At 71.1% G+C, this 15,838-nt stretch carries 12 protein-coding genes and 1 tRNA gene; 8 read left to right on the top strand and 5 right to left on the bottom strand.

Annotated features, from left to right (window positions below):
• The first annotated feature begins 38 nt into the window (after positions 1-38).
• Both CRP52_RS12530 and CRP52_RS12525 read left to right on the top strand, forming a co-directional pair.
• A complete protein-coding gene (locus CRP52_RS12530; protein ID WP_097236474.1) occupies positions 39-974 on the top strand; it encodes a Ppx/GppA phosphatase family protein in 936 nt (311 codons plus the stop codon).
• Positions 975-1,402: 428 nt separating this feature from the next.
• Complete coding sequence (locus CRP52_RS12525; RefSeq protein WP_097236473.1) at positions 1,403-2,770, top strand: NAD(P)/FAD-dependent oxidoreductase; 1,368 nt, start codon at positions 1,403-1,405, stop codon at positions 2,768-2,770.
• A 173-nt stretch (positions 2,771-2,943) separates the two neighbouring features.
• Here the strand turns inward: CRP52_RS12525 and CRP52_RS12520 are convergent, their stop codons facing one another.
• Together CRP52_RS12520 and CRP52_RS12515 are read right to left on the bottom strand one after the other, a co-directional pair.
• Complete coding sequence (locus CRP52_RS12520) at positions 2,944-5,502, bottom strand: ABC transporter permease (protein ID WP_097236472.1); 2,559 nt, start codon at positions 5,500-5,502, stop codon at positions 2,944-2,946.
• Positions 5,503-5,549: 47 nt separating this feature from the next.
• Positions 5,550-6,323, bottom strand: coding sequence for an ABC transporter ATP-binding protein (locus CRP52_RS12515; protein ID WP_097236471.1), 774 nt, complete (start codon positions 6,321-6,323; stop codon positions 5,550-5,552).
• A gap of 303 nt (positions 6,324-6,626) precedes the next feature.
• Between CRP52_RS12515 and CRP52_RS12510 the strand changes: the two genes are divergently transcribed.
• The 3 genes from CRP52_RS12510 (at position 6,627) to CRP52_RS12500 (ending at position 8,193) form a co-directional block, all read left to right on the top strand.
• Positions 6,627-6,708 (top strand) — tRNA-Leu (locus CRP52_RS12510).
• Positions 6,709-6,851: 143 nt separating this feature from the next.
• Entirely contained in the window at positions 6,852-7,739 is an 888-nt protein-coding gene (locus CRP52_RS12505; protein WP_097236470.1) for a Bax inhibitor-1/YccA family protein, read from the top strand.
• A gap of 85 nt (positions 7,740-7,824) precedes the next feature.
• Positions 7,825-8,193, top strand: a complete 369-nt coding sequence (locus tag CRP52_RS12500) for a hypothetical protein (protein WP_097236469.1) — start codon at positions 7,825-7,827, stop codon at positions 8,191-8,193.
• A gap of 89 nt (positions 8,194-8,282) precedes the next feature.
• Here the strand turns inward: CRP52_RS12500 and CRP52_RS36945 are convergent, their stop codons facing one another.
• The 3 genes from CRP52_RS36945 to CRP52_RS12485 form a co-directional block, all read right to left on the bottom strand.
• Complete coding sequence (locus tag CRP52_RS36945) at positions 8,283-9,224, bottom strand: hypothetical protein (protein ID WP_101948180.1); 942 nt, start codon at positions 9,222-9,224, stop codon at positions 8,283-8,285.
• 311 nt (positions 9,225-9,535) lie between these two features.
• Positions 9,536-10,756 (bottom strand): acetyl-CoA C-acetyltransferase, encoded by a 1,221-nt coding sequence (locus CRP52_RS12490; protein ID WP_097236468.1) that lies wholly within the window; start codon positions 10,754-10,756, stop codon positions 9,536-9,538.
• Positions 10,757-10,819: 63 nt separating this feature from the next.
• Positions 10,820-11,911, bottom strand: coding sequence for an SGNH/GDSL hydrolase family protein (locus CRP52_RS12485; protein ID WP_097236467.1), 1,092 nt, complete (start codon positions 11,909-11,911; stop codon positions 10,820-10,822).
• A 235-nt stretch (positions 11,912-12,146) separates the two neighbouring features.
• Between CRP52_RS12485 and CRP52_RS12480 the strand changes: the two genes are divergently transcribed.
• From CRP52_RS12480 to CRP52_RS12470, 3 genes are all read left to right on the top strand, one after another.
• Positions 12,147-13,547 carry a cystathionine beta-synthase gene (locus CRP52_RS12480; RefSeq protein ID WP_097236466.1) on the top strand — a complete coding sequence of 467 codons (1,401 nt, stop codon included), beginning with the start codon at positions 12,147-12,149 and terminating at the stop codon, positions 13,545-13,547.
• 459 nt (positions 13,548-14,006) lie between these two features.
• Entirely contained in the window at positions 14,007-14,345 is a 339-nt protein-coding gene (locus CRP52_RS12475; RefSeq protein ID WP_097236465.1) for a hypothetical protein, read from the top strand.
• Positions 14,346-14,531: 186 nt separating this feature from the next.
• Positions 14,532-15,806: a L,D-transpeptidase gene (locus CRP52_RS12470; RefSeq protein WP_257032437.1), complete on the top strand. Its 1,275-nt coding sequence runs from the start codon at positions 14,532-14,534 to the stop codon at positions 15,804-15,806.
• Positions 15,807-15,838: the final 32 nt, after the last annotated feature.

Raw genomic sequence — 15,838 nt, 5'->3', positions numbered from 1 at the left:
GCGCAGGACGCCGACGGGCAGCAGGAGCCGCAGTGACCATGACCCGCGTCGCCGCGATCGACTGCGGCACCAACTCGATCCGGCTGCTGGTCGCCGACCTGGACCCGGAGACCGGGGAGATCACCGACCTCGACCGCCGGATGATCGTCAACCGGCTGGGCCAGGGCGTGGACCGGACCGGCCGGCTGCACCCGGACGCGCTGGCCCGCACCTTCGCGGCCTGCCGGGAGTACCAGGAGATCATCTCCGGCTTCGGCGTCGGCCCCGAGCGGGTCCGCTTCGTCGCCACCAGTGCCTCCCGGGACGCCGAGAACAGCGACGAGTACGTCAAGGGCGTGCGCGACATCCTGGGCGTCGAGCCCGAGGTGGTGAGCGGCGAGGAGGAGGCGCGGCTGTCCTTCCTGGGCGCCACCAAGGAGCTGACCGGCGGCCCGTTCCCGGGCCCGTACCTGGTGTTCGACCTGGGCGGCGGCTCGACCGAGTTCGTCCGCGGGACGGTCGACGTGGAGGCGGCGCGCTCGGTGGACATCGGCTGCGTGCGGCTGACCGAGCGGCACTTCGGCGGTGCCGAACTGCCGTCCGCGGAGCAGATCGCCGAGGCGCGGGCGCACGTGCGGGCCGAGCTGGACAAGGCCGAGGAGGTCGTGCCGCTGACCGGCGCGGCCACCCTGGTGGGCCTGGCCGGGACGGTCACCACGGTGTCCGCGATCGCCCAGGGCCTGCCGGGCTACGACTCGGCGGCGATCCACCACTCGCGGCTCAGCCGGGAGCAGGTCGCCGGGATCGCCGCCGAGCTGCTGGCCGCGACCCACGCCGAGCGCGCGGCCATCCCGTCGATGCACCCGGGCCGGGTGGACGTGATCGCGGCCGGCGCGCTGGAGCTGCTGGAGATCATGGAGCGGACGGGCGCCGCCGAGGTGGTCGTGAGCGAGCACGACATCCTGGACGGGATCGCCTGGGGTATTGCCCCCTGACGCTCCGCACGGCTTACCGGACCGGCCCCGGCACCCCTTCCGGGGAGCCGGGGCCGGGGCGCGCCCGGGCGCGTGCGGAAAAGTTCGTGAATTTCTTCACATGGCGATCGAGCCATTCGCCGCACCGGCCCGCCCGCTACGTCCGAATTGTGGGACCGAAGGCCCTCCCCTGACAGGGCCCACTGGATCGCAGGTCAGGGCTCGCCTGAGGTTTGAAAATCGAAATCATCTGCGGGAACCCGGGCCCTGTACGGATCGTTGCTGCTCAGCAGGGTGGTGCTCCGGCGCACGTTCGCGAGGGGGTGCACAGGGGTGTGAGCAGGCACCCGGGGGCCGGATTTGTGGCCGCGCAGTGTAGCACGGGGTGTCCATGAGCTTGTGACCGGGCTCACGAAGGCTGCTCCGGACGGTGCTGGATACTTTCCGATATGAGCACCACGGAGCGTCCTCGCATCCTCATTGTCGGCGGTGGTTACGTCGGCCTGTATGCCGCGATGCGCATCCTCAAGAAGATGCGTTACGGCGAAGCGACCGTCACGGTCGTCGACCCGCGGTCGTACATGACGTACCTGCCCTTCCTCCCCGAGGCGGCCGGCGGCAACGTCGCGCCCCGCAACCTCGTCGCGCCGCTGCGCAGCGCCCTCAAGCAGGCGGAGGTGCTGACCGGGTCCGTCACCGGCATCGACCACGCCCGCAAGGTCGCCACCATCCAGCCGGCGGCCGGCGACAGCTACGAGCTGCCCTTCGAGTACCTGGTCGTCGCGACCGGCTCGGTCTCCCGCACCTTCCCGATCCCGGGTCTGGCGGAGAACGGCATCGGCATGAAGACGGTCGAGGAGGCCATCGGCCTCCGCAACCACGTCATGGCCCAGCTCGACAAGGCCGAGTCCACCGCGGACGAGGAGGTCCGCCGCAAGGCCCTGACCTTCGTCGTCATCGGCGGTGGCTTCGCCGGCATCGAGACGATCGCCGAGATCGAGGACATGGCCCGCGACGCGGCCAAGCTGTACAAGACCGTCAGCCGCGACGACATGCGCTTCGTCGTGGTCGAGGCCGCCAACCGCATCCTCCCCGAGATGGGCCCGGACCTCGGTCTGTGGACCAAGGAGAAGCTGGAGGAGCGCAACATCGAGGTCTACATCGAGACCTCCATGGACTCCTGCGTCGACGGCCACGTCATGCTGAAGAACGGCCTGGAGATGGACGCCTCCACCATCGTGTGGACGGCCGGCGTGAAGCCGAACCCGGTGCTGTCCGAGTTCGGTCTGCCGCTGGGCCCGCGCGGCCACGTCGACACCGCGCCGACCCTCCAGGTCCAGGGCTTCGACTACGTCTGGGCCGCCGGCGACAACGCCCAGGTCCCGGACCTCGCCGCCGGCGAGGGCGCCTGGTGCCCGCCGAACGCGCAGCACGCCTGCCGTCAGGCCGTCGTCCTCGGCGACAACGTGATCTCCGGCATGCGGGGCTTCCCGCAGAAGGAGTACAAGCACAAGAACCTCGGTGCGGTGGCCGGTCTCGGCCTGCACAAGGGCGTCGCGATCCTCTTCGGCAAGTACAAGCTGAAGGGCCGTCCGGCCTGGTGGTTCCACCGCCTGTACCACGGCGCGATGGTCCCGACCTTCAACCGCAAGGTCCGGGTCTTCACCGACTGGACGCTCGCGATGTTCCTCAAGCGCGAGATGGTCGGCCTCGCCCAGATGGAGAAGCCGCAGCTGCCGATCCAGGAGGTCACTCCGCCCACCAAGCCCGTCGAGGCCGTCAAGCCGGCCGCCGACAAGGAACTCGCGAGCAAGTAAGCGACTGAGACCCCGGTGTGGGAGCGCCGGGGTATGAGTCGGAGGCCCTCCGCCCGGCAGCGTTGCCGGACCACGACCTCCGTGGTGCTCAGCCGGCCGTGCGACCGGGCGGAGTACAGCAGTAGAAGAGCCCCTGCCGGAACTCCGGCAGGGGCTCTCTCTGTGCCCGGGGCTCAGTCGGTCTTGATGCTCGACAGGATGTCCAGCCTGGACGCCCGGCGGGCCGGCCAGAGCGCGGCCACCAGGCCGACCACCCCGGCCAGGGCCAGGAACAGCGCCAGCTGGCCGTACGGCACCACGGTGGTCAGACCGGCCAGGCTGGACTTCAGGGTGCCGTTGATCGCCCAGGCGATGAAGCAGCCCAGCAGCAGGCCGATGCCGGCGCCGAACAGCGAGATCACCACGGACTCCAGACGGACCATCCGCTTGATGCCCCGGCGGTCCAGGCCGATCGCCCGCAGCATCCCGATCTCGCGCTTGCGCTCGAAGACCGACATCGCCAGCGTGTTGATCACGCCGAGGATCGCGACCAGCACGGACATCGCCAGCAGGCCGTACATCAGGTTCAGGATGAAGGTGATGGACTGGCTGAAGTCGTCGCGGACTTCCTGCTTGGACTTGACCTCGATCACCGGGTTGGCGCCGGTGGCGTCCTTGAGCGACTGCTTGAGCGCGCCGGTGGCGCCGTCCTTGCCCTTGACCAGGACGTCGGAGACGTACGGCTTGGGGTCGTGCTTGGCGATCTCGGAGTTGGCCAGGACGACCGGGCCGAGCATGCCGCCCTTCTCGTACACGCCGCCGACGGTCAGCTGACCGGTGGACTCGTCCGGGAAGGACACGGTCATCGTCGAGCCGGTGGTGACGTTGAACTTCTTGGCGACGTCCTGGTCCACCAGCAGCTGGCCCTTGCCGAGTGCGGAGGTGGAGCCGCTGGTCAGCTTGACCTCGGCGAGCTGGTCGAAGGAGTCCGCGTTCAGACCGCTGATCGCCTTGCTGGTGCCGTTGAGCTCCCAGTAGGCGGAGGTCAGCGGCGAGGAGGCGACCACCCCGGGGGCCTTGGCGATCTGCGCGGCCACCTGGTCGGACAGGTTCATGCTGTTGGCGGCCGACACGATGTAGTCGGCCTTCATCGAGCTGGTGACGGCCTTGTCGATCGCGCCGCCGACCGAGGCGCCCAGCACGGTCAGGCCGCTGACCAGGGTCAGGCCGATGGTGAGCGCGGCGGCGGTGGAAGCGGTGCGGCGCGGGTTGCGGACGGCGTTCTGCTGGGCGAGCTTGCCCGGGGTGCCGGCCAGCTTGCGCAGCACCGGGCCGACCAGGGCGATGACCGGGCGGGAGAGCAGCGGCAGCAGGACGAACACGCCGATCAGGGTCAGGAAGGCCCCGAGCGCGACCGGCATCCGGCCGCTGCCGTCGCCGGTGGAGGCGCCGAAGCCGATCAGCGCCAGACCGCCGGCGGCGAGCAGCGAACCGATCGTGTTGCGGACCACCAGGCTCTTCTGGCTGGTCGGCTGGTCACCGCTGCTCATCGCGGCCACCGGGGCGATCCGCGAGGCGCGCATGGCCGGCAGCAGGGCCGACAGCACCGTCACCAGGACGCCGACCGTGAGGGTCACGACGACGGTGGCCGGCTCGATCACCAGCGAGCTCTGCGGCATGTTCTCGTTCAGCGTGCGCATGAGGGACTGCATCCCGGCACCGATCCCGATGCCGGCGAGCAGGCCGGCCACCGCGGAGACGGCGCCGATCGCCAGCGCCTCGACCAGGACGGAACGGGTGACCTGCTTGCGGCTGGCCCCGATCGCCCGCAGCAGCGCGAGCTCCTTGGTGCGCTGGGCGACCAGCATGGTGAAGGTGTTGGCGATGATGAAGATGCCGACGAAGAGCGAGATGCCGGCGAACGCGAGCAGCACGGTGCGCAGGGTGTCGGTGCCCTTGGCGATCATGTCCTGCTCGTCGGCCTTCAGCTTGGTGCCGGTCTCGACGTCGAACTGGTGGCCCGACGGCACCTTGGGCTCGGCCTGGGCGAGCAGCGCGTCGTCGGTGGTGCCGGGCTTGGCGGTGAGCACGATGCTGCTGTAGCGGCCCGGCTCCAGCAGCAGATGCTGGGCGGTGGCCTTGTCGAACAGGGTGAGCGTGCCGCCGGTGCTCACCACCGGGTCGTCGGTGGTGAAGATGCCGGTGAGCTTCGCCTCGACCACCGGGCCGTTGGCGGCGACCCGGACGGTGTCGCCGACCTTGTAGCCCGCCTTGTCGGCGGTCCTGCGGTCGAGGGCGATCTCCTTGGCGTTCGTCGGGCCCTGGCCCTCGGCCATCGGGTAGCGCGGGTCCTTGCCGTCCTGGCCCGGGGCGAAGTTGGCCCCCTTCGCGGCCCAGAACTCGCCTATCAGGTTGCCGCCCCGGTCGGCGACACCGGTGAAGCCGCCGACCACGCCGCGCGCGTTGGCGGTGCCCGGGAGGGCGGCCAGCTGCTGGACGGTGGCGTCGGTGAGCGCGGCGGAGCCGCTCTCGCTCTTCTGCTTGGCGCTGGCGCCGGAGCCGGCCGCGCGGTCGACCACCTGGACCGAGACGTCCGAGTAGCTCTTGGAGTTGCTGTCCCGCATGGCCTTGCCGAAGGTGTCGGAGAAGACCATGGTGCCCGCCACGAAGGCGGTGCCGAGCATGACGGCGAGCGCCGTCATCAGCAGTCGGCCCTTGTGGGCCAGCACGTTGCGCAGTGCGGTGCGGTACATGGGGTGTCCTGTGGTTCGCGGAGGGGCGGCTGGGTGCTGTCGCCGGGTCAGCTGGTGCGGCCCTTGGCGTCGAAGCGGCGCATGCGGTCCAGGACGGTGTCGGCGGTGGGGGTGTGGAGTTCGTCGACGATGCGGCCGTCGGCGAGGAAGACGACGCGGTCGGCGTAGGAGGCGGCGACGGGGTCGTGGGTGACCATGACGACGGTCTGGCCGAGTTCGCGCACGGAGTTGCGCAGGAAGGAGAGGATCTCGGCGCCGGAGCGGGAGTCGAGGTTGCCGGTGGGTTCGTCGGCGAAGACGATGTCGGGCTTGCCGGCGAGGGCGCGGGCGCAGGCGACGCGTTGCTGCTGGCCGCCGGAGAGCTGGGAGGGGCGGTGGCTGAGGCGGCCGGAGAGGCCGACGGTGTCGACGACGCGGTCGAGCCAGGCCTGGTCGACCTTGCGGCCGGCGATGTCCATGGGGAGGGTGATGTTCTCCAGGGCGGTCAGGGTGGGGAGCAGGTTGAAGGCCTGGAAGACGAAGCCGATGTGGTCGCGGCGCAGTTGGGTGAGCTGCTTGTCCTTGAGGCCGACGAGTTCGGTGTCGCCGATGGTGGAGGAGCCGGAGCTGACGGTGTCGAGGCCGGCCATGCAGTGCATGAGGGTGGACTTGCCGGAGCCGGAGGGGCCCATGATGGCGGTGAACTCGCCCTGGGGGAAGGCCACGCTGACGTTGTCGAGGGCGACGACGCGGGTCTCCCCCTCCCCGTAGACCTTGTTCAGGCCGGTGGCGCGGGCGGCCGCCCGGCCGGTGCGGACGGCGGTTGCGGTCGACGTGGTCACGGGGAGCTCCTTGTGCTGGCGATCGGGGTACCTCCATGCTCCGCGACGTGATCATGCTCCGGCGTCGCTCCGCCGGACGGTTGTCGGACCACCGCTGGGTGTAGGAGCCGGGCGGGCCCTCCTCCTGCGGTATGACGGGAACCCCGAGGGGCGACCGGTTTCCGGTCGATGGCCTGAACCACTATGCTTCGTGGCCGAATCCCGAACAGTTCGTCAGATAGCAAGGAAACATGACAACTTCCGGGGCTGGGAACATGCGAAAGGGTGATCCTGGCGACTAGGCTCAGGGTGGTTTCGCGAGAGGCCCGGATGGTGGAACGCAGACACGGGCAGCTTAAAACTGCTTGGCCGCGAGGCCGTGCCGGTTCGAGTCCGGCTCCGGGCACCGGTTGGACCGGCGGGGGCGCCGACGGGCGTCCCCGCCGGGTGTCGTTCACCGGATCCTCCTCGCGGCGTATCCCGGAATTTTTGCCAAGCCATTACCCTTGTGCGTTGGGCGGTGCAGTGCCGCCACGGAGGGAATGTGCAATGAGAAGCAGCAACCCGGTCTTCTCGCGGGAGGGGTCCTTCACCCGCGACTCCGGCTACGCGGGGTTCGGCAACAACGCGCAGGCCGGGAGCCCGTACGGCGCCAACCCGTACGGCGCCAACCCCTACGCGGGGACGCAGTACGCCCAGCAGCCTTCCGCGCAGGGCCCGCTGAGCGACGAGCAGCTGTACGAGCTGTACAACGGGCCGTCGGCCGGCCCCGGGGCCACCGGGCGGATGACGCTCGACGACGTGGTCGCCCGCACCGCCATGACGCTGCTGACCCTCGTCGCCGCAGGCGCGGTGGCCTGGTTCACGCTGCCGTTCAAGAACTTCGGCTTCGCGATCGCCGCCTCACTGATCGCCCTGGTCGTCGGCCTGGTCATCCAGTTCAGGGTGAAGGTCAGCCCGGCGCTGATCCTGGTCTACGCGGCCCTGGAGGGCGTCGTCCTCGGCGCCTGGTCGCACTACCTCAACACCGTCTTCCCGGGCATCGCGATCCAGGCCGTGCTCGGCACGGCGGCGGTCTTCGGTGCGACGCTGTTCGTCTACAAGAGCGGTCGGCTCCGGGTCACTCCCCGGTTCACGCGGATCGGCTCCGCGATCGGCCTCGGCTTCGCCGTCCTGCTGCTGGTCAACTCGATCGCCTGGTGGTTCGGCGGGGGCGTCAACACCTGGTCCGGCCCGGTGGGCATCGGCGTCGGCCTGATCGGCATCGCCATCGGCGCGTTCTACCTCACGCTGGACTTCAACGAGATCGAGCAGGCCATCGCCGGGGGCGCCGCCCAGCAGGAGGCCTGGCGGGCCGCCTTCGGGCTCACCTTCTCGCTGGTCTGGATCTACTGGGAGATGCTGCGCCTGATCGCGAGCCTGCGCGGCGACGACTGATCCGACGTCCCGCCGTGAGCACTGCCGCCGGGCCCCGGAGCGACCTGCTCCGGGGCCTGGCGGCTCTTCGCCTAGGCTCGCTGCCATGCATGACGTACAGCCCCTGATCGAAGCCGTCGACGCCCTGGCGGACCGTTTCCGCTCGCTGCCGCAGAGCAAGTTGCTGGGCTCCGTGCCCGGCTACGGGTCGCGGGCGGCGGCCGCGCTGGAGCTGGCCCGGCGGCTGGCCGCGCTGGCGCTGGCGGCGGAGGGCGGGCCGGCGCGGGAGTTCCCGGACGCCGGGGCCTTCGCGGTGGGGGACCAACTGGCCGTCGCCGGGCACGAGCTGGCGGCCGGGCTCGCGGCGCTGCCCGAGGGCGCGCAGGTGTCGCTGCCGGGCGGGCCCGCGGGTGTCGCCGAGGTGCTGGCGGGCGCGGTGGCGGCGGTGCGGGAGACGGCGGCGCTCTGCGCCTGAGGCGCCCTGGGGCCGGACGCGCCGAAGGCCGGCCGGGTCGGTAACCCCTTGACCCGGTCGGCCTTCGGTGGAGCGGTGGTGAGTCGGCGTCAGATGCTGGCGACGACCCGGTCGGCGAGCACGTAGACGGCGTCCTCGTCGGTGGAGAAGGTCAGCGAGTACGAGCCGGAGAAGCGCGAGCCGCCGAGCAGTCGGACGTGCTCACCGGCACGGACCGCGTCGATCAGCCGGTAGGCGGCCTCCCGGTCGCCCGGGGCCACGCAGAGCGTGGTGCCGTCGGCGAAGGCGTACACGTCCAGGGTGCCCAGCGGGCCCGGGCGGACGTCGATCAGGGCGACGGCCTCCTCGGCGAGCGTGGCCAGCCGGGTGTCGGTCCACTCGCGGGACGGCGCCTGGCTGGGCACGAAGTCGGGGTGCGAGGGGTGGCGGCGCGGGTCGGGCGCGACGACCGGGGCCTCCTCGACGGCCGCCTCGGCGTCCAGCAGTCCGGCCTCCAGGCCGGTGGCCAGCAGGTCGGCCTCGCGGCGGGCGCGGGCGTCCTTCGTGGTCTCGCCCACCGGGTGGCCGGGACGCAGCGGCGCGCCGCCGTCGGTGCCGGGCTCGGCCGGGCCGGCGCCGTCCTCGTTGATCAGGTCCTCCAGCGCGGAGCGCAGCGCCTCGCCGAACTCCGGGTCCATCGTCCCGGCGTTGTCGGCGGCGTCCTGCGGGCCGGTGGGGCGGGGGAAGAAGAGCGGCCACTCGTCGGTGCCGGAGAACGCCCCGGTGTAGGGGGAGTCGAACAGCGGCGCGTCCTCGGCCGCGCGGGCCTCCTGCTCGGCCCAGAACGCCCGGGCCTCGGTGATCTCCCGCTCGCGGTCGGCGGCGAGCGCCTCGGTGACGGCCCGGCGTATCGCGGCCTCGTCCACGGACGTGGGCACGGCCCTGGCGGCAGCCTGGGCGTCCAGCCGACGGGAGATGCCCCGCAGGCGGAGCAGCACGGCGGCCGACACGGCGATCAGGATCAGTAGCAGGATGGTGTAGACGGCGCTCACGGAACGTACTCCTAGCGAGGAGCGGAACGGGGTTACCTCTCCACACTGCCGCATGCGGGGGTGTTGCCGCAGTGGCGAATGTCCAATTCATCCCGGACTTTCGCTCTTGTCCCCAAATTGTTAGGTAACACCGTTCTACGCAGTGGAGTTGATCCGCTCCGCAGTGTCGATTTCCGAGCCGGAAACGAACGAAAAGAGGGCCGGATCGACCTCGCGGTGTGATCCGGCCCTCAATCACGCAGTGTCACTCCAAATGGGTGGTCCAGACCCTTCGGAGACTGCGGGGGCGAGCGGTCGAGCAGACGGGCGGATCAGCTGAGGCGCTCGATGACCATCGCCATGCCCTGGCCGCCGCCGACGCACATGGTCTCCAGGCCGAACTGCTTGTCGTGCCACTGCAGGGAGTTGATCAGCGTGGTGGTGATCCGCGCGCCGGTCATGCCGAAGGGGTGGCCGACCGCGATGGCGCCGCCGTTGACGTTCAGCTTGTCCAGGTCGATGCCGAGGTCGCGGTAGGAGGGGATCACCTGGGCCGCGAAGGCCTCGTTGATCTCGACCAGGTCGATGTCGTCGATGGTCAGGCCGGCCCGCTTGAGCGCCTGCTTGGAGGCCTCGACCGGGCCGTAGCCCATGATCTCGGGGGAGAGCGCGCTGACGCCGGTGGAGACCACCCGGGCGAGCGGGGTGATGCCGAGCTCGCGGGCCTTGGTGTCCGACATGATGACCAGCGCGGCCGCACCGTCGTTCAGCGGGCAGCAGTTACCGGCGGTCACCGTGCCGTCCGGGCGGAACACCGGCTTCAGGCCCGAGACGCCCTCCACGGTGACGCCTGCGCGCGGGCCGTCGTCCTTGCTGACCACGGTGCCGTCCGGGAGCGTCACCGGGGTGATCTCGCGCTCCCAGAAGCCGGCCTTGATGGCAGCCTCGGCGAGATTCTGCGAGCGGACGCCGAACTCGTCCTGCTCGGCGCGGGTGATGCCCTTGAGCGCGGCCAGGTTCTCGGCGGTCTGGCCCATCGCGATGTAGGCGTCCGGGACCAGCCCGTCCTCGCGCGGGTCGTGCCACTCGCCGCCACCCTCTTCGGCGCGCTTGGCGGTGCGGGCCTGGGCCTCGTCGAAGAGCGGGTTCATGGTGCCCGGCATGCCGTCCGAGGTGCCGTGGATGCTGCGCGAGACGGTCTCCACACCGGCCGAGATGAAGACGTCGCCCTCGCCGGCCTTGATCGCGTGCAGCGCCATCCGCGTGGTCTGCAGCGAGGAGGAGCAGTAGCGGGTGATGGTGGCGCCGGGCAGGTAGTCCATGCCCATCTGGACGGCCACGATGCGGGCGAGGTTGTGGCCCTGCTCGCCGCCAGGCAGGCCGCAGCCCAGCATCAGGTCGTCGATCTCGCGCGGGTCGAGCTGCGGCACCTTGGCCAGGGCGGCCTGGATGATGTGGGCGGTCAGGTCGTCCGGGCGGACGTCCTTGAGCGAGCCCTTGAAGGCCCGGCCGATCGGCGAACGGGCGGCGCTGACGATGACGGCTTCGGGCATGACGGGCTCCTCGCTGGGTGACGGCGGACCTGACGTCCGGGAGGAAAGTTACCGCCTGGTAGGTCAGGCGTCACCCGCACCAGCGTGTGAGCTGGCCGACGTATTCCCGGTGGTCGGCGGGGCCTCCTGGACGGGGTGCAGCCGGGCCCCGGCGGCCCCGCCCGAGCCGGGCAGACCGATCCGCAGGCGCCGGCGCAGCAGCGCCCAGCGGTTGCCCGCGCCCTCCGCCTCCACCGCCGCGACCTCGGTGCCCTCCCGGCCGGCCGCCGCCGCGGCGGCCACCGCGACCGGCAGCACCGTCTCGCCCGGGACGGGGGCGCTCGGACGCTCCTCCTCGGGCCACAGGCCGAGCGCGGCACAGACCGAGGGCAGTACCGCCATCGAGGCGGTCGCGTAGCCCTGGGCGGAGGGGTGGTAGCGGTCGGCGGCGAACATCTCCGGGCGGGCGGCGAACTCCGGGCCCAGCAGCGAGCCGAGCGAGACCGTCCGGCCGCCCGCCTCCACCACGGCGATGGTCTGCGCGGCGGCCAGCTGCCGGCTCAGCCGGCGGGCCACCCAGCGCAGCGGCGGGCGCACCGGCTTGATCGTGCCGAGGTCCGGGCAGGTGCCGACGACCACCTGGCAGCCGTTGGCGCGCAGCGCGGCAACGGCCTCGCCGAGCTGGCGGACGGCCAGCTGGGCCGGGCTGTGCCGGGTCACGTCATTGGCCCCGATCATGATCACGGCGATGTCCGGGTGGTGCGGCAGCGCCTGCTCCAGCTGGCCGGAGAGGTCGGCGGAGCGGCCGCCGGAGCGGGCCACGTTGACCAGCCGGACGGGGCGCTCGGCCACCGAGGCCAGGCCGGCGGCGAGCAGGGCGCCCGGGGTTTCGCGCGCCCGCGCCACGCCCAGCCCGGCGCCGGTGGAGTCGCCGAGGACGGCCAGGACGAGCGGCGGCGGGTCCGCGGCGCGGTCGGCGAAGGCCTCGCCGTAGGTGCCGTCGGCCTTGGGCGGGACCGTCTCCAGGGCGCCGATGGCCTGGATGGCGAGCTTGCTCTCGGTCAGCAGCAGGCCCACCAGGCCCACGCCGAGGAGGCCGAGCCCGCCGCCGCCGTACGCCGCCGCGGTGGCGATCCGCCGGGCCACCCGGGCCCGCGAGGTCTGTGCGCCTGGCATCCGGCACCCCCTTCCCGTCCTCCTGCTGCCCCTCCCGGGGGCGTACACCCCTCCTACCCGCGCGGAGGGCGGGAGTACCTGCGGGAGTGGGCCATTGGGGGCGGGGGCGGGCCGTGGCACGGGGCTGAGGTGGGTTGTTGGCGGAGACGGACAGCGGGAGCGCTGGGGTGCGTGGCACGGCCTAGGCTTTGCAGTACCGAAAGCACTCGCATGCCCATAGACCGGGAGGACCCCCGTGCGGTACCACAACTCGATCATCGACCTGGTCGGCAATACGCCGCTCGTCAAGCTGAACAAGGTCACCGAGGGCATCAGCGCGACAGTGCTGGCGAAGGTCGAGTACTTCAACCCCGGCGGCTCGGTGAAGGACCGCATCGCGATGCGCATGATCGAGGCCGCCGAGGCCTCGGGCGCCCTCAAGCCGGGCGGCACCATCGTCGAGCCGACCTCCGGCAACACCGGTGTCGGCCTGGCGATCGTGGCCCAGCAGAAGGGCTACAAGTGCATCTTCGTCTGTCCTGACAAGGTCTCGACCGACAAGATCAACACCCTGCGCGCGTACGGCGCCGAGGTGGTCGTCTGCCCGACCGCCGTCGCCCCGGAGCACCCGGACTCGTACTACAACGTCTCCGACCGACTCGTCCGGGAGACCCCGAACGCCTGGAAGCCGGACCAGTACTCCAACCCGGACAACCCGGCCTCGCACTACTACTCCACCGGCCCGGAGCTGTGGGAGCAGACCGACGGCAAGATCACCCACTTCGTGGCGGGCGTCGGCACCGGCGGCACCATCTCCGGCACCGGCAACTACCTGAAGGAGGTCTCCGGCGGCAAGGTCAAGGTGATCGGCGCCGACCCGGAGGGCTCGGTCTACTCGGGCGGCACCGGCCGGCCGTACCTGGTCGAGGGCGTCGGCGAGGACTTCTGGCCGACCGCGTACGACCGTGGCGTCGCGGACGGGATCGTCGCCGTCTCCGACAAGGACTCGTTCCAGATGACCCGCCGCCTGGCCAAGGAGGAGGGCCTGCTGGTCGGCGGTTCCTGCGGCATGGCCGTAGTGGCCGCGCTGGAGGTCGCCAAGGAGCTCGGGCCGGACGACGTCGTGGTCGTGCTGCTGCCGGACGGCGGCCGCGGCTACCTGTCGAAGATCTTCAACGACGACTGGATGGCCGACTACGGCTTCCTGCCCTCGGCCACCGACGAGGCGCACATCGGCGAGGTGCTGGCCCGCAAGGAGTCCATCGAGCAGGGCGGCGTCCCGCAGTTCGTCCACATGCACCCGAACGAGACGGTCGCCGAGGCGGTCCGGGTGCTGCGCGAGTACGGCGTCTCGCAGATGCCGGTGGTCTCCCCCGGCGCCGGGCACCCGGACATCATGGCCGGCGAGGTGATCGGCTCGGTGGTGGAGAAGCTGCTGCTGGAGGGCATCTTCGCCAAGGAGATCGAGCTGACCGACACGCTGGACAAGGTGATGTCCAAGCCGCTGCCGGTGGTCGGCTCGGGCGAGACCGTGACCAACCTGATGACCGTGCTGGAGAAGGCCGACGCGGCCGTCGTACTGGTCGAGGGCAAGCCGCAGGGCATCGTCACCCGCCAGGACCTGCTGGGCTACCTGACCGGTCGCGCCGCGCACTGACGCACGGTCACCTTCAGCCGCCCGTGGTCGGATCCGGAGGATTCGTCCACGGGCGAAGTGGTACACCGGCGTCACCTGCCCGCAGCACGGGCTTAACACGGCTCCGGCATGGTTGTGGTCAACGGCAGGACGCCGAACGAGGCGACGGCAACCGTCCGGGAGCGGCTCCCCGGGCGAGCGCAGTCGGCTCGGGACACATCGGGTGGCCCTGACCCGGCCGCTGTGTCCTCCCTCCGCGGGGGGCGCCGTCGTCCCGCCCCTGTCCGGCTCCGGCCGGTCGACAGGGTGCGGCGGCTCCCGCGGCCGCACTGCGCCGTACGGCGCGTCCCCGTGGCTCCCGGGTGGGGGAGCCCAGGCGGGGAAACGGTGGGGCCGGTCCTTCTTCGAGGGGCCGGCCCCACCGGTGCGTCCGCCCGTCCGTTCGTTCGCGGCCCGCGCGTTTCCCGTACGCTCGCACGCATGACCAGCATTGAAACGACCGAACAGGACGCCCCGCGCTACGTCCGGGTCAAGATCGAGCTCATCGCGGAGATCACCGACGAGGGGGCGCTGAAGGCGGCCGCCCTGCAGGCGGTGTCCGACGACGAGTACCTCGACGACGAGGAGCGCGCCCAGTCCGTCGAGGCCATCGAGGTGGACCCGTCGGGTTCGCTCGCCCACTTCATCGACCCCGTCGCGCTGCTCGGCGACGTGCCCGGTGTGGAGCTCGCCTCGGCGACCTGGGAGTCGGCGCAGACCGAGTTCGACCCCGAGAGCGAGGAGTGGGACGAGTACGCGGTGGAGGAGTCCGCCGAGTGACGGCAGTGTGCCGCCAGGGCTCGTGAACGCCCGGTCTGCCAGCGGCAGGCCGGGCGTTTTGTCCCTGTTCGGCAGGAAGTTGGGTCATCTCATACGATCGCCTACCCTTCGGTGGTGGAACCGTGAACGGGCGGATTGCGTTTCTGTATCCGTAAATGCCCGGGATGATCAGCAGGGAGACGCGACGTGACGGCACGGGACGGTCAGGGGCGAGCGGCCGGGGGAAGTTGGAGCCGACGCGGTGTCCTCGCAGGACTGATCGGGGCCCCGGTCCTGCTGCTGGCGGCCTGCAACGACAACAGCGACAGCGGCAGCGGGAACGGCGGCGGATCCGGCGGCAGCGCGAGCGGCGCTCCCGGCTCCGGCGGCAGCAGCGCCCCCAGGACCTCGGCCGCCGTCATCACCGTCACCCCCGCCGACGGGGCCGCCGCCGCCAGCTTCAGCGACCCGGTCAAGGTCACCGTCAGCAACGGCACCCTGAGCAGCGTCAAGGTCGTCGACTCCACCGGCAAGGAGCTGGCCGGCCAGCTCTCCGCCGACAACACCGGCTGGACCTCGGCCGCCGCGCCGGCCAGCGGTACCAAGTACACCGTCACCGCCGTCGCCGTCGACAAGGACAAGCTGGAGGCGGACTCCAACGCCGTCTTCACCACGGCGACCCCGGCCAACACCTTCGTTGGCTACTTCACCCCCGAGGACGGCTCGACGGTCGGCGTCGGCATGCCCGTCTCGATCAACTTCAGCAAGCCGATCACCGACAAGAAGGCCGTCCAGCAGGCGATCACCGTGATAGCCGAGCCGGGCGTCGAGATCGTCGGGCACTGGTTCTCCAGCACCCGCCTCGACTTCCGGCCGCAGGAGTACTGGGCCAAGGGCACCGTCGTCACCCTCAAGCTCCGGCTCAAGGACGTCGAGGGCGCCAAGGGCGTGTACGGCACCCAGTCCAAGGACGTCCGGTTCACCGTCGGCCGGGCCCAGACCAGCGTCGCCGACCTCGCCACCAAGAAGCTCACCGTCACCACCGACGGCCAGGTCAGCGCGGTCTACAAGATCTCCGGCGGCTCCCCCGAGCACACCACCTGGGGCGGCAAGATGGTCATCTCCGAGCAGTACACGCAGACCCGGATGAACTCGCAGACCGTCAACCTGGGCAGCGAGTACGACATCGCCGACGTGCCGCACGCCCAGCGCCTCACCACCTCGGGCACCTTCATCCACGGCAACTACTGGTCCTCGGCGTCGATCTTCGGCGGCCAGAACACCAGCCACGGCTGCGTCGGCCTGCAGGACGCCAAGGGGGCGCAGGACAGCAGCACGGACGGCTACAAGTTCTACAAGTCCTCGATGGTCGGCGACGTCGTCGAGGTCGTGAACTCCGGTGACAAGACGGTCGCCCCGGACAACGGCCTGAACGGCTGGAACATGAGCTGGGCCGACTGGAAGGCCGGCAGCGCCGTCTGACCGTCCGGGGCCGGGCGGGCGGTAGGGCCGCG

Source organism: Streptomyces sp. 1331.2, from assembly GCF_900199205.1.
Taxonomy (GTDB): domain Bacteria; phylum Actinomycetota; class Actinomycetes; order Streptomycetales; family Streptomycetaceae; genus Kitasatospora.
The sequence above is the reverse complement of the archived record's forward strand: the minus strand, read 5'-3'. Positions and strand labels throughout refer to the sequence as shown.